13 protein-coding genes are annotated in these 14,238 nt (G+C 59.4%); 3 read left to right on the top strand and 10 right to left on the bottom strand.

Going from position 1 to position 14,238, the window contains the following annotated elements; genetic code table 11:
* Position 1 precedes the first annotated feature (1 nt).
* Genes VOY09_RS00805 through arsJ form a run of 3 tightly spaced genes read left to right on the top strand, consistent with a single transcriptional unit; the run spans position 2 to position 3,095 of the window.
* Entirely contained in the window at positions 2–832 is an 831-nt protein-coding gene (locus VOY09_RS00805; RefSeq protein ID WP_322892785.1) for a helix-turn-helix domain-containing protein, read from the top strand.
* Entirely contained in the window at positions 832–1,830 is a 999-nt protein-coding gene (locus VOY09_RS00810; protein ID WP_322892784.1) for an ArsJ-associated glyceraldehyde-3-phosphate dehydrogenase, read from the top strand. The genes VOY09_RS00805 and VOY09_RS00810 overlap by 1 nt, the downstream gene beginning before the upstream one ends.
* Entirely contained in the window at positions 1,827–3,095 is a 1,269-nt protein-coding gene (arsJ, locus tag VOY09_RS00815) for an organoarsenical effux MFS transporter ArsJ (protein ID WP_322892783.1), read from the top strand. Before VOY09_RS00810 ends, arsJ begins: the two co-directional genes overlap by 4 nt.
* Here the strand turns inward: arsJ and nikR are convergent.
* From nikR to glpD, 10 genes are all read right to left on the bottom strand, one after another.
* The gene (gene nikR, locus VOY09_RS00820) at positions 3,079–3,543 is read right to left on the bottom strand and encodes a nickel-responsive transcriptional regulator NikR (protein ID WP_322892782.1); all 465 of its coding nucleotides are present in this window, start codon (positions 3,541–3,543) and stop codon (positions 3,079–3,081) included. The genes arsJ and nikR overlap by 17 nt on opposite strands.
* 66 nt (positions 3,544–3,609) lie before the next feature.
* Entirely contained in the window at positions 3,610–4,737 is a 1,128-nt protein-coding gene (locus VOY09_RS00825; protein WP_322892781.1) for an iron-containing alcohol dehydrogenase, read from the bottom strand.
* The gene (gene glpK, locus VOY09_RS00830) at positions 4,737–6,224 is read right to left on the bottom strand and encodes a glycerol kinase GlpK (protein ID WP_322892780.1); all 1,488 of its coding nucleotides are present in this window, start codon (positions 6,222–6,224) and stop codon (positions 4,737–4,739) included. Before glpK ends, VOY09_RS00825 begins: the two co-directional genes overlap by 1 nt.
* Before the next feature lie 112 nt (positions 6,225–6,336).
* Positions 6,337–8,049 carry an ABC transporter substrate-binding protein gene (locus VOY09_RS00835; RefSeq protein ID WP_322892779.1) on the bottom strand — a complete coding sequence of 571 codons (1,713 nt, stop codon included), beginning with the start codon at positions 8,047–8,049 and terminating at the stop codon, positions 6,337–6,339.
* Positions 8,050–8,140: 91 nt separating this feature from the next.
* A complete protein-coding gene (locus tag VOY09_RS00840; RefSeq protein WP_322892958.1) occupies positions 8,141–8,413 on the bottom strand; it encodes a DUF2160 domain-containing protein in 273 nt (90 codons plus the stop codon).
* Between the two features lie 20 nt (positions 8,414–8,433).
* Positions 8,434–9,288, bottom strand: a complete 855-nt coding sequence (locus VOY09_RS00845; RefSeq protein ID WP_322892778.1) for a carbohydrate ABC transporter permease — start codon at positions 9,286–9,288, stop codon at positions 8,434–8,436.
* Position 9,289: 1 nt separating this feature from the next.
* Complete coding sequence (locus tag VOY09_RS00850; protein WP_322892777.1) at positions 9,290–10,162, bottom strand: sugar ABC transporter permease; 873 nt, start codon at positions 10,160–10,162, stop codon at positions 9,290–9,292.
* Positions 10,162–11,268, bottom strand: coding sequence for an ABC transporter ATP-binding protein (locus VOY09_RS00855; protein WP_322892776.1), 1,107 nt, complete (start codon positions 11,266–11,268; stop codon positions 10,162–10,164). Before VOY09_RS00855 ends, VOY09_RS00850 begins: the two co-directional genes overlap by 1 nt.
* A gap of 10 nt (positions 11,269–11,278) precedes the next feature.
* On the bottom strand, positions 11,279–12,367 hold the full coding sequence (locus VOY09_RS00860) for an ABC transporter ATP-binding protein (RefSeq protein ID WP_322892775.1): 1,089 nt from the start codon (positions 12,365–12,367) through the stop codon (positions 11,279–11,281).
* A 24-nt stretch (positions 12,368–12,391) separates the two neighbouring features.
* A complete protein-coding gene (glpD, locus tag VOY09_RS00865) occupies positions 12,392–13,996 on the bottom strand; it encodes a glycerol-3-phosphate dehydrogenase (protein WP_322892774.1) in 1,605 nt (534 codons plus the stop codon).
* Between the last annotated feature and the right edge of the window lie 242 nt (positions 13,997–14,238).

The raw sequence follows: 14,238 nt of genomic DNA on the forward strand, positions 1-14,238 counted from the left end.
TATGGAAACTGATATCACCTCACGGCTGACGACGCTCGGCCATCCGCAGCGGCTTGCCGTGTTTCGGCTGCTGATGCGGCGCTACCCGGACCAAGTGGCGGCAGGGGAGCTTGCCACAGCACTCGATATCAAACCATCGACCCTGTCGGCCTATCTGTCGGCGCTGGTGCAAGCCGGGCTGGTCAGCCAGCACCGGATTGCCACATCACTGCAATATAGCATCGCTATGGATGCGGTCAGGCAGGTTTTTGATGACCTCTTCAACGATTGCTGTCGGGGCAGGCCCGACCTTTGCGCGCCAGCGCTTCTTGGAAACAGACCCATGACCCAGACCACCTATAATGTGCTGTTCATCTGCACCGGCAATTCCGCCCGCTCGATCTTTGCCGAATCGATCCTGCGCAAGGAAGCGGGCGACCGTTTCACCGCCTATTCCGCGGGCACTGTGCCGCGCTCGGAACTGAACCCTTTCGCGCTCGAAGTCCTGCGCCAGAAAGGCCATGACACTGCCGTGCTGGAATCCAAGAACGTCAGCGTTTTCACCGGCCCCGATGCGCCGAAGTTTGATTTCGTTTTCACCGTCTGCGATCAGGCCGCGAATGAAGAATGCCCCGCCTGGTCCGGTCAGCCGGTCAGCGCCCATTGGGGCATGCCTGACCCGGTCAAGGCGACAGGCACAGATGCTGAAAAAAGCCTCGCGTTTCAGCGGGCTTACGGCGCGCTGCACAACCGGATCAAATTGTTCACCGCCCTGCCGCTGACCACCTTGGACCGGATGTCGCTGCAAAAAGCCGTCGATGATATCGGCCGCAGCAAAGAGGAATTGAACTGATGACCACCTACGCCATCAACGGCCTTGGCCGGATCGGGAAACTGGCGCTGAAACCGCTTTTGGACAAAGGCGCGCAGATTGCCTGGATCAATGATGGCGTGGGTGATCCCGCGATGCATGCGCATCTGCTGGAATTCGACACTGTGCATGGGCGCTGGGATGCCAGTTTCGCCCATGATGCAGAGAGCGTGACGATCAACGGCACGCGGCTGCCATTCATCGGCACCAAGGACCTTGGCGCGCTGCCATTGGACGGCGTCGATGTGGTCATCGACTGCACCGGCGTGTTCAAGACAGAAGCCAAGCTGGCCCCCTATTTCGCCGCTGGTGTGAAAAAGGTCGTCGTCTCCGCCCCGGTCAAGGACGGGCCGACGGCCAATATCGTCTATGGCGTCAATAATGATGCCTATGATCCAGCGGTTCATCAGATCATCACCGCCGCTTCCTGCACCACCAATTGCCTCGCCCCGGTGGTCAAGGTCATGCTGGACGGGATCGGGATCAAACATGGGTCGATCACCACTTTGCATAATGTGACCAATACCCAGACGATCGTGGACCGCCCGGCGAAGGATCTGCGCCGCGCGCGATCCGCGCTGAATTCGATGATCCCGACGACGACGGGCAGCGCGACGGCGATCACACTGATTTACCCTGAATTGAAGGGTAAGCTGAACGGCCATGCCGTCCGCATTCCGCTGCTGAACGCCTCGCTGACCGATTGCGTGTTCGAGATGGAGCGTGAAACGACCGTGGAAGAGGTGAACGCCCTGCTGAAAGCGGCCGCCGATGGCCCGCTCAAAGGCATCCTTGGCTATGAAGAACGGCCTTTAGTGTCTGCCGATTACACCAATGACACAAGGTCGGGCATCGTCGATGCGCCATCGACCATGGTGGTGAATGGCACGCAGGTCAAAATCTATGTCTGGTATGACAATGAAATGGGTTATGCGCATCGCCTCGTCGATGTGGCATTAATGGTCGGGGCCGCGCTTTGACCGACACTAGCAAACCCGAAGGGCGCAGCGCCTATATCGCTGTCACCGCATCCTATTGGGCCTTCATGCTGACCGATGGTGCCTTGCGGATGCTGGTGCTGCTGCATTTCCACACTTTGGGCTTTTCGCCGGTGCAACTCGCCTATCTTTTCGTGCTGTATGAGATCGCGGGGATCGTCACCAACCTTTGTGCCGGGTGGATCGCGGCCCGATTTGGTCTGACGATCACGCTCTATGCCGGGCTTGGCTTGCAGGTCGTGGCCTTGCTGGCGCTCGCACAGCTTGATCCGACCTGGGCGATTGGGGCCTCTGTCGTCTTTGTCATGCTGGTGCAGGGCGCCAGCGGCGTGGCCAAGGATCTGGCCAAGATGGCCTCCAAATCCGCGGTCAAACTGATCGCGCCGGACGGGCAGGCGGGGCTGTTCCGCTGGGTCGCCTTGCTGACCGGGTCAAAGAATGCGGTCAAAGGTCTGGGTTTTCTGCTCGGCGCGGGCATGCTCGCCACCATCGGCTTTGTCGGGGCGGTGCTGGTGATGGCGGCGGCGCTGAGCGTGATCCTGATTGCGGTGCTGATCTTCATGCCATCGGGCCTGCCAAAAGGGCGCAAGGGCGCGAAGTTTTCGGAAATCATCTCCAAATCCCATAACGTCAATTGGCTCAGCGCCGCGCGCGTCTTCCTGTTCGGCGCGCGCGATATCTGGTTCGTTGTCGGCATCCCGATCTATTTCTACGCCGTGCTGTCCGATGGCAGCGTCGCGGGCAACCGCAATGCGTTTTTCATGATCGGCACCTTTATGGCGGTCTGGATCATCCTTTACGGCGCGGTGCAGGCATCGGCCCCCAAGGTGCTGCGCGCCACGACACGGCCAGCGGGTGAATTGATCAGCGCTGCCCGACAATGGGCCTGGGCGCTGGCGGCAGTGCCAGCTATCCTGACATCGGCGGCGCTGCTTTCAACCGGGCCGCAGCTATGGTTGACGATCACGTTGGTCGTAGGGTTGTTGGTATTCGGCGCGATCTTCGCGATCAATTCGGCGCTGCATTCCTATCTGATCCTGTCGTTCAGTAAGGCTGAGCGGGTCACGATGGATGTCGGGTTCTATTACATGGCCAATGCGGCGGGGCGTCTGTTGGGGACGCTTCTGTCCGGCCTGACCTATCAGGCGGGCGGTCTGGGGCTGATGCTGGGCACGGCCACGCTGATGGTCGCGATCTCGGCCCTTGTCGCCGGGCGGCTTGATCCGCGGGCTATTGAAACCGATTGACCACTTTCGCATGATGATGCGGCGCGCCATTGCCATGCGCATGTGGCGCGTCATCAACCATCAAAGGCACCAAGGCCAGACGGCCATGCCGCACACCGCGTTCAAGGAACAGCGCATTGGCGATGGCTTCGACCTCGGCAACGCTGCCTTTCAGCACCGCGACCTCGACCGAGGTGGAATGATCCACTGGCACCGATAAGGCGGCGGTGAAACGGTCGTGATTATCCTGCCGCACCTGCGGGATTTTCCGCGCCAGATCGCGCATATCGGGATCGACCGTATAGCTGACCACGCCCAGACAGGCCGCATCGGCGGGGGCGGCAGGTGTCAGCGCGCGGGCGACCAGATCGCGGATCGCCTCTGACCTGTTGGTGGCACCGGATGCATCCATATGCGCATCGACTGCGGCCAGCAGATCATCATCCAGCGTCATCGTGATCCGTTTCATGCCGGGTCCTCTCTTGCTGTGGGGAATATCGGGCAAAGCGGCGCGAAGGGCAATAATCTTTGGGAATTACGCTTTGGCAAGGATATCCAGCAAGGCGGGCATGTCCAGATCGACAGGATTGGCTTTGTAGGATGAAGCATTGCGCGCATCGCCGGCAATCTGGTCATGCGTGTCGGGCGTGTCGGGCGTGACCCCAAGATCCTGCAAGCGCGGCAAGCCGTGATCGCGCGCCCATGTCTGGAAATCCGCCAGGCTGCCATATTCATCGCTGATCCGGTCGATGACCCACGTAATCCGCGCGGCAGTGTCACCATCGGATGCTGCATGGTTCGCCTGCAACACAGGCACCAACAACGCCCCGCAGATCGCGCCATGCGCGGCCCCTGTCTGCCCGCCGATCACCCCGGCGAAACCATGCACCGCGCCCAATCCCGCATTGGCCAGCGCCAAGCCGCCAACGACACTCGTCAGCGCCATATCATCCCAAGCGCCTGTGTCGTCGTGGTCCAGCAACCGGCGCAAGGCCGCCAATCCGCGCGGGATCGCATCGCGGCAGAGCGCGTCAGTTATCGGATTGGCCCGGCTGCTGATGAAGGGTTCAATGACCTGGGTAACGGCATCTAGGCCGGAGCTAAGGATCACGCCGCACGGGCAGGACAGGCACAGATCAGGGTCAATCAAAGCCAATGTCGGGTAAAGCTGGGGGTCACGCAGGCTGACCTTGCGCGCGGCCTCCGGCACGCCGATCACGGCGTTGCGGGTGACTTCTGTGCCGGTGCCGGCGGTCGTCGGGATCGCGACCAAGGGCAGGGGGGCCTTGTCCAGCGGTTGGCCTTCGCCCACCACCTCCAGATAGCGCAGCGCGCCGTGGGGAGCGGGGATCAATGCGGCGAGTGCTTTGCCCAGATCAATCACGGCACCACCACCGATGGCGATGATCAGGTCGGGTGCAAAGGGGCGGGCAGTTTCCAGATGCGCGGTGATCGCAGGCAGGTCGGGTTCGCCCTTGGCGATCAATTCTAGTACTGCACCTGATCTGCGCAGATCACGCACCATACCATCCGCAGCGGCCACCGATGCCGAACGGACCAGCAGGACGCGGGCGTAGGGCGCGGCAAAGGCGGCAGCCTCGGCCAACACCCCCCGGCCAAAGCGGATTGTCCCCGCCGAGGCAAAGCCGAAAGGTGTGATCATCACACGCCCAGCACGGCGTTGACGGCACGTCCCCAGCGGGCATAGCGGCTGTCGCGCTGATCCTCGTCCATCTTGGCCGTGAATTGACGGTCAATCGCCCAGCCTGTGGCGAATTCTTCCATATCGGGCCAGACGCCCGCGCGCATCCCTGCCAGCCATGCCGCGCCGAGTGCGGTGGTTTCCAGCACCTGCGGCCGATCCACTGGCGCGCCAATGATGTCGGACAGGAATTGCATCGCGTAATCATTCGCGGCCATCCCGCCATCAACGCGCAGGCTCGGTTCCGCCGCGTCGCGGGACCAATCGGCCTGCATCGCTTCTAACAGGTCGCGGGTCTGATAACCGACGGATTCCAGCGCGGCGCGCGCAAATTCCGCAGGGCCGGAATTGCGCGTCATGCCAAAGATCGCGCCCCGCGCCTCGGGTGCCCAATAGGGCGCGCCAAGGCCCACGAAGGCGGGGACAAGGATCAGGTCTTGACTGTCGTCGGCTGTTTCCGCAAGTCCCTGGGTTTCAGGGGCGGCGCGGATGATCTTGATCCCGTCGCGCAGCCATTGCACCACGGCGCCGGCGATGAAAATCGACCCTTCCAAGGCATAGGTCGGCTTGCCATCCAGTTGATAGGCGATAGTGGTCAGCAGCTTGTTGGTCGATGTCACAGGCGTATCGCCGGTGTTCAAAACAACGAAACAACCGGTTCCATAGGTGGATTTCACCATGCCGGGTTCAAAACAGGCCTGCCCGATGGTCGCGGCCTGCTGATCCCCCGCCACGCCAAGGATCGGGATTTCATGACCGAACAGATCCGCACGGGTCATCCCGAAATCGGCAGCGCAATCCTTGACCTCTGGCAGCATATCGCGCGGGATGTCGAACAGATCGCAGATCGTCTGGCTCCACCGGCCCTTATGGATGTCATAAAGCATCGTGCGCGCGGCATTGGTTGCGTCGGTGACATGGCTGCGCCCGCCGGTCAGGTTCCAGATCAGCCAGCTATCGACGGTTCCAAAGGCAAGCTCGCCCTTGCGCGCCCGGTCGCGGGCACCGTCCACGGTATCGAGGATATACTTCAGTTTCGTCGCCGAAAAGTATGGATCGACGATCAGGCCGGTGCGGGCGGTGATCATCGCCTCTTGCCCGTCATCGCGCAATTTGGCGCAGAAATCGGCGGTGCGGCGATCCTGCCAGACGATCGCATTGTGAATGGGCTTGCCGGTCTTGCGGTCCCAGACAATTGTGGTTTCGCGCTGGTTGGTGATGCCGATGGCGGCGATATCCCTGGCCTTTAACCCCGCCTTCTCAATCGCGGCACGCGCGGTCGCGGCAGTCGAGGCCCAAAGATCGCTGGGGTCATGTTCGACCCAGCCGGATTTCGGATAATGCTGGGTGAATTCTTCCTGTGCGGTGGCGACAATTTTCATGTCAGGACCAAAGACGATCCCCCGGCTGGATGTCGTGCCTTGATCCAGTGCCAGAATGTAACCCATTTTGTCGCTCCTCTGCTTTGCTTGGCAGCCTGTCATAAAACTGGCGAAGCAGCCAGTGGGCCACTTCGCCAGCGGGGTCATCAGGGGCAGCCGCGCCGCCCCTGATGTTCACTTATTCCGTCCAGCGGCGGATCAGTTCTTCATAGGCGATGGTCTGCGGTTCGCCTTTTTCATCCTCAAGCGCTGGCCACGGTGCGCCGGGCTGCGACAGCCAGTATTCCGCATCCTGTTCCTCGTTCAGCGCCGGGCCGAATTCGCCCTGCACGCCGGATCGGCCCAGACGTTCCATCACCGCCTCTTGTTCAGCGCAAAGCGCATCCATGGCTTCCTGAGCAGTGCGCGCACCGGATGACGCGTCACCGATATTCTGCCACCAGAGCTGCGCCAGACGGGGATAGTCAGGCACGTTGAACCCTGTGTCAGTCCACAATTCCCGCTCCGGCGAGCGGTAGAATTCTACCAGACCCCCCAGTTGCGGCGCGCGTTCAGTGAAGCTTTCGTGGTTGACGCTGGATTCGCGGATGAAGGTCAGACCGTAGTGGGATTTGGCCACATCCACTGTCTTGGACGAAATGAACTGCGCATAAAGCCATGCGGCCTGCGCACGGTCCACGGGGGTCGATTCCAGAATGGTGGCAGAGCCCACATCCTGATAGCCGACCTTCATGCCTTCCTGCCAATAGGCGCCGTGCGGGCTGGGGGCCATGCGCCATTTCGGTGTGCCGTCCTCGTTCATCACCGGCAGGTCAGGGGCGACCATGTCGGCGGTGAATGTGGTGTACCAGAAAATCTGCTGGGCGATGTTGCCCTGCGATGGCACTGGCCCGGATTCCGAAAAGTTCATGCCGTTGGCTTCGGGTGGGGCATAGTTCTGCAACCAATCGACGTATTTTTCGATTGAATAGACAGCGGCGGGGCTATTGGTTGCACCACCGCGCGCCATGCAGGACCCGACGGTCTGAAAGTTTTCATTGACCCGTAGACCCCATTCATCGACCGGCACGCCATTGGGCAGCCCAAGGTCGGATGCACCGGCCATCGACAGCCATGCATCGGTGAAACGCCAGCCAAGGCTTGGGTCACGGCGTCCGTAATCCATATGGCCATAAACCGTTGTGCCGTCGATTTCACGCCCGGTAAAGAAGGCGGCGATATCTTCATAGGCGGACCAGTTCACCGGCACGCCCAAAGGATAGCCGTATTCCTCTTCAAAGGCGGCCATGATTTCAGGATCAGTGAACCAATCGTGGCGGAACCAATAGAGGTTGGCGAATTGCTGGACCGGCAATTGGTACAGCTTGCCATCCGGTCCGGTCGCCATGCTGGTGCCCATGAAATCATCCAGATCCAGACCGGGGTTGGTGAAATCTGCACCGTCACCTTCCATAAAGTCGGTCAGGTTCCGGGTCTGTTGATAGCGCCAATGCGTCCCGATCAGGTCTGCATCATTGATGTACATGTCGAACACGTTCTCGCCTGTCTGCAACTGGGTCTGCAGACGTTCGACCACGTCACCTTCGCCGATCAGGGTATGGGTGACGTTGATACCAGTGATCGCGCTAAACGCTGGAGCGAGGATGCTGGATTCAAATTCATGCGTCGTGATCGTCTCGGAGACGACATTGATTGACATGCCGCGCAGGGGCTCTGCCGCGTCGATGAACCATTGCACTTCTGCTTCCTGTTCTTCGCGGGTCAGGGCGGACATATCGCCGATATGTTCATCAAGAAACGCGATGGCGGCGTCCATATCGGCGAATGCCGCCCCCCCCGTCACCGATAGCGCAAGTGCCAGCGCTGTGGATGTCTTCAAAATACGGTTCATTGTGTAATTCCTCCCATGGATTGAACCTTCGTTGTCGTTTGCAAGACCTGCCGAACCTCCTACGGCGCATCTTGCGTTCACTTGCGGCGTGTCACACCCAGCGGAACACCGCTGCGGCGTAAAACGCGCAAATTCCTAAAGCCCAGTATTGCGGCTGCCCGCTCATCGCGAGCCAGCCTGCGTTGATAAAGGCCGATCCCAGCAGCGTGATGAACAACCGGTCACCGCGTGTGGTTTCAATCGTCAGAATGCCGCGCCGTGGCGTTTCGGGGTATCTGATCCCCAGAAAGGTGAAGATCACCAAAAGCGTGGCGATCACGCCGAAAAAGATTGCAGTCGGTCCGGTCCAGGCCATCCATGCCAATGACATTGCGCTTCCTCCCTTTACACGCGGCCCAGGGCAAAGCCCTTGGCGATGTAGTTGCGGACAAAATAGATCACCAAAGCACCTGGCACGATGGTCAGCACCCCAGCTGCGCACAGCACGCCCCAATCGAGCCCGGAGGCCGATACCGTGCGCGTCATGATTGATGCGATGGGCTGCGCATCCACCGCCGTCAGGGTGCGCGACAGCAACAGTTCCACCCAGGAAAACATGAAGCAGAAGAAGGCCGCGACGCCGATGCCACTGGCGATCAGCGGGATGAAAATCTTGACGAAAAAGCGCGGAAAGGAATAGCCGTCGATATAGGCAGTCTCATCGATTTCCTTTGGCACACCGCGCATGAAGCCTTCCAAGATCCACACGGCCAGCGGCACGTTGAACAATGTATGCGCCAGCGCCACAGCGATATGGGTGTCGAACAGCCCGACAGATGAATAAAGCTGAAAGAACGGCAGCGCGAAAACGGCGGGCGGCGCCATGCGGTTGGTCAGCAGCCAGAAGAACAGATGTTTGTCACCCAGAAACCGGTAGCGGCTGAACGCATAGGCAGCAGGCAGCGCCACGGCCAGCGACAGGATCGTGTTCATCACCACATAGGTGATCGAATTGATATAGCCGATATACCACGACCGATCCGTCAGAATGACGCGGTAATTGTCCAACGTCGGGTTCTGCGGCCAAAGGGTGAAACTACCCAAAATCTCGCGGTTGGTCTGCAGGCTCATCTTGGTCAGCCAATAGATCGGCACCAGCATGAACAGCAGGTAGACGACCATCACAAAATGGCGGGCGCGGATCTTTGGCAAGGTGGCCTTGCGCGTGGTGGCCGTGAATGTTTCGGATGTTGCGACCATGTTACCGGCCCTCCGCTTTATCAAGGTTGGTCATCACGGTGTAGAAAACCCAAGACACCAACAGGATCACGAGGAAATACATCAGTGAGAATGCCGCCGCAGGTCCAAGGTCGAACTGCCCCAGCGCCATTTTCACCAGATCGATGGACAGGAACGATGTCGCCGATCCGGGGCCGCCGCCGGTGACGACGAAAGGTTCGGTATAGATCATGAAACTATCCATGAAGCGCAGCAGGATCGCGATCAGCAGCACGCCCTGCATCTTGGGCAATTCGATGTAGCGGAACACTTTCCAACGGCTCGCTTGATCTATCTTGGCCGCCTGATAATAGGCCTGCGGGATCGATTGCAGTCCAGCATAGGCGAGCAGGGCGACCAGTGATGTCCAATGCCAGACATCCATCACAATCACGGTGATCCATGCATGCACCGGATCGCGGGCATAGTTCCAGTCGATACCCAAGGCAGATAGCCCGTAGCCAACCAGCCCGATGTCGGTGCGGCCCATGATCTGCCAGATCGTGCCGACCACGTTCCACGGGATCAGCAAGGGCAGTGACATCAGTACAAGGCAGACCGAGGCCCAGAAGCCTTTTTTCGGCATACAGATCGCAATCGCGATGCCCAAAGGAACCTGAATTGCAAGAATGATCCCGGAAAAGGCCAGTTGGCGCCCCAGCGCTGCATGCACGCGGTCGTCGGTCAGCACCTGTTCGAACCAACCCAGACCTTCCCAAAAAAACACGTTACTGCCGAATGTGTCCTGCACAGAATAATTCACGACAGTCATCAAGGGGATGACGGCGGAAAAGGCGACCAGCACCAGCACCGGCAGGACCAGAAACCACGCTTTGTTGTTTTGTACCTTATCCATCACACGGCCTTTCGTTCTGTGGTGGCGACAGCCTGCAAAGGCGCCACCCGCCAGTCATCGGCATAAACATTGATCCGTTCAGGGGCGAAATGCAGGCGATTGGCATCGGCGGGGATGCTGAACCCTTCAGGCAGGATCGCATTGACCGGCTTGCCTGCGAATTCCGCGCGCAGGATCTGGTGACGGCCGACATCCTCTACTCGTTTGATGGTGACGGGCAGACCATGATCGCCGTCCGATAGCGTCACGAACTCGGGGCGAATGCCAATCTGCACCCGGCCTTTGGGTGCGCGGTAATGCCCGCCAAGATCAATCGCATGGCCCGCGCAATGGGCGGTATCGCCTGCGACCTCGGCCTCGATCAGGTTCATGCCGGGTGAGCCGATGAAATAGCCGACGAATGTATGTTCGGGCGTGTCGAACAATTCCTCCGGCGTGCCAAGCTGGACGACGCGGCCGTCGTGCATCACCACGACCTTGTCGGCAAAGGTCAGCGCCTCTGTCTGGTCATGGGTGACATAGATCATCGTATGGCCAAATTCGTTGTGCAGCGCCTTTAGTTGCGTGCGCAATTCCCATTTCATATGCGGGTCGATGACCGTCAGCGGCTCGTCAAACAGGATCGCATTCACATCCTCGCGGACCATGCCGCGGCCAAGGCTGATCTTTTGCTTGGCGTCTGCGGTCAGCCCGCGCGCCTTGCGTTTCAGCAGATCCTCCATGCCGATCATGGCTGCGATCTTTTGTACGCGCTCTGCGATATAGGCAGGGTCCATGCCACGATTGCGCAAAGGAAAGGCCAGATTGTCGCCCACGGTCATCGTGTCGTAGACGACCGGGAACTGGAATACCTGCGCGATATTGCGCGCCACCGTGTCCTGATGGGTGACATCCTGATCGCCGAACAGGATGCGCCCGCGCGACGGCACCACGAGGCCCGAGATAATGTTGAGCAGCGTTGATTTCCCGCAGCCGGACGCGCCCAACAGGGCATAAGCCTCGCCATCTTTCCAGACATGGTCGAGCTGTTTGAGGGCAAAATCATCCTCTGATTGCGGATTGGGAAAATAGGAATGTGCCAGGTTATCAAGTGTGATCTGTGCCATTTGTCCACCCTCAGGCCGCTGCCGCATAGGACGCGGGGGCGATCAGTTCGCCGGTTTCGGAAAAGACGTAGACATGCGCTGCGTCCAGCCAAACATGGATCGGCGTCCCAAATTCCAGATGATGCACACCATGGATCAACCCGACCCAGCGGTCACCGGCATGATCCAGATGCACAAAGGTTTCCGACCCAGTGATTTCCGTCACCCGCAAGGTACAGGCGAATTGCAGACCGTCCCGCGCCTGCGCTGTCAGGTGCAAATGGTCAGGCCGGAAACCCGCGCGATAGGTGCCATCGGGCAATTGCGCAAAAGCGCCAGTCGCGGCCGCCGTCTGGCCCGCGCCAAAACTGATCCCATTGCCTGCTTTGACGATCTTGGTGAAGTTCATCGGCGGGTCGGAAAACACCCGCGCGGTGGTCGCATCTTTAGGCTGGCGATAAACCGATGGGGTCGGGCCGAATTGGGTGATCTTGCCTTCCCACATGGTCGCGACATTGCCGCCCAGCAACAAGGCTTCTTCCGGTTCGGTGGTGGCATAGACAAAGATCGCGCCGGATTCTTCGAATATCCGTGGGATTTCGGCGCGTAGTTCCTCGCGCAGTTTGTAATCAAGGTTCGCCAGCGGTTCATCCAGCAACACCAGCCCCGCATCCTTGACCAACGCGCGCGCCAGCGCACAGCGTTGCTGTTGCCCGCCCGACAATTCCAGCGGCTTGCGGTCCAGCATCGAACCCAATTGCATCAGATCAGCGGTTTCGCGGACCTTGCGGTCAATCTCGGCCCGGTTCAGGCCCATCAGTTTCAAGGGAGAGGCGATGTTGTCATAGACGCTCATCGACGGATAGTTAATGAATTGCTGGTAAACCATCGCGACCTTGCGGTCCTGTACGCGCATACCGGTGACATCGCGATCTTCCCACAGGATACGCCCGGTTGCAGGCACATCCAGCCCGGCCATCAGGCGCATCAGCGTGGTTTTACCCGACAGGGTCGGCCCCAACAGCACGTTCATCGTGCCACGTTCCAGCGTCAGGTCAGTCGGGTAGATATGGTTTTGACCATCCACCACCTTACTGACCCCGTCCAAGACGAGCGACATATTTTCTCCTCCCAAATTGCGCTGCTATTCAGCGGCGCGGATGACTTCCTTTGCATGGTTGGCGATCCACTCCTCCAGAACCGCCACCTGATCCTTGTCGAGCCGCAGCCCGAGTTTTGACCGCCGCCACAGAATATCCTCGGCACTGCGGGCATATTCGCGGGTGATCAGCCAGTTGACCTCCGCCTCTGTCAGGGTCGATCCGAAATCGCGGCCCAGATCGGCGGCGGTTTTGGCGTCGCCCAGAATAGCGCGGCCTTCTGTCCCATAAGCGCGGACCAAGCGGCGCGCCCAGAAATCGGATAGAAACTTGTAGTCACGCTGCAATCCCTCCACGAGTGCAGCGACCCCGTCATGTGGGAAATCCCCCCCCGGCAAGGCCACCCCTGCGGTCCATTTGCCTTTGTCCAGCGGCAGCACCGCACCGATCTTTTCCAGCGCTGATTCCGCCAGCCGCCGATAGGTGGTGATCTTGCCACCAAAGATATTGAGCACCGGCGCACCGGCGGATTTATCAACCTTCAAGGTGTAGTCACGGGTCGCCGCGGTCGCGGAACTGGCACCATCATCATAGAGCGGACGCACACCGGAATAGGTCCAGACGATATCATCTGTCGTGACAGGTTGTTTGAAATACTGGCTGGCGAAATTGCATAGATAATCGCGTTCTTCATCCGTGCAGACGGGTTTGACGCCAGGATCATCATGTTCCGCATCGGTCGTGCCGATCAGGGTGAAATCCTGCTCATAGGGAATGGCGAAAATGATCCGCCCGTCTGTGCCTTGGAAGAAATAGCATTTGTCGTGATCATAGAGCTTGCGCGTCACGATATGGCTGCCACGCACCAGCCGCACATCCTCGCGGCTGTTCAGGCGCAGCTTGCCGTGAATGATATCACCGACCCAAGGACCTGCGGCATTGACCAGCATCTTCGCTGCAATTGTCTTTTCGCCGTCATCGGTCCGGATCGTGGCATGCCAGATGCCATCCACGACAGCGGCCGACGCAACCTCTGACCTTGTCATGATCGTCGCACCGCGCGCCTCGGCATCGCGGGCGTTCAGCACGACAAGGCGTGAATCCTCGACCCATGCGTCGGAATATTCATAGGCTTTGGCAAAACGATCATGCAGCGGTGTGCCTTCCTTGCCATCCAGCGCGAGCGTCGCCGTGCCGGGCAGAATCTTGCGACCACCCAGATTATCGTAAAGGAACAGGCCCAGCCGGATCAGCCAGGCTGGTCTGCGCCCCTTCATCCAGGGCATGAAAATCCCAAGCAAACGCGACGTCGGCGTGTCGCTGTCGAACCGCATATCCTTATGGTAGGGCAGCACAAAACGCATCGGCCAGGAAATATGTGGCATCGCGCGCAGCAGTGTCTCGCGTTCGATCAATGCCTCGCGGACCAGCCGGAACTCGAAATATTCCAGATAGCGCAGACCACCATGAAATAGCTTGGTTGACGAGGATGACGTCGCCCCCGCCAGATCGCCCTTTTCCGCCAGCACCACCGACAAACCGCGCCCCACGGCGTCGCGGGCAATGCCGCAGCCGTTGATGCCGCCACCGATCACCAGCAGGTCATGGACCTTTTGTGTGGCAGGCAGGTTTTGCGCAGATTGTGCCATGATTGCTCCGTCGATCAGGGTCATCTTCGTGACAGTTGCAACCTAAACGGCACCCGCGTTGATGCGCAAGTTCTTTCGTTTATTGGGTCAATAATTTTCGTTTCTCCTAAAACGAAAAAATAAAAGCGCTTTGTTTGCGTTATGTTCCGTATTGTGCGTTCGCGGCGATGCAGAATATCGTTAAAACGAACATCGCGTATCTGGCGTTTGATTCGGCGCGGCGGCGCGAATTGATACATGCG

This window comes from Yoonia sp. 67-2 (genome assembly GCF_035117555.1).
In the GTDB taxonomy this organism is placed as follows: domain Bacteria; phylum Pseudomonadota; class Alphaproteobacteria; order Rhodobacterales; family Rhodobacteraceae; genus Yoonia.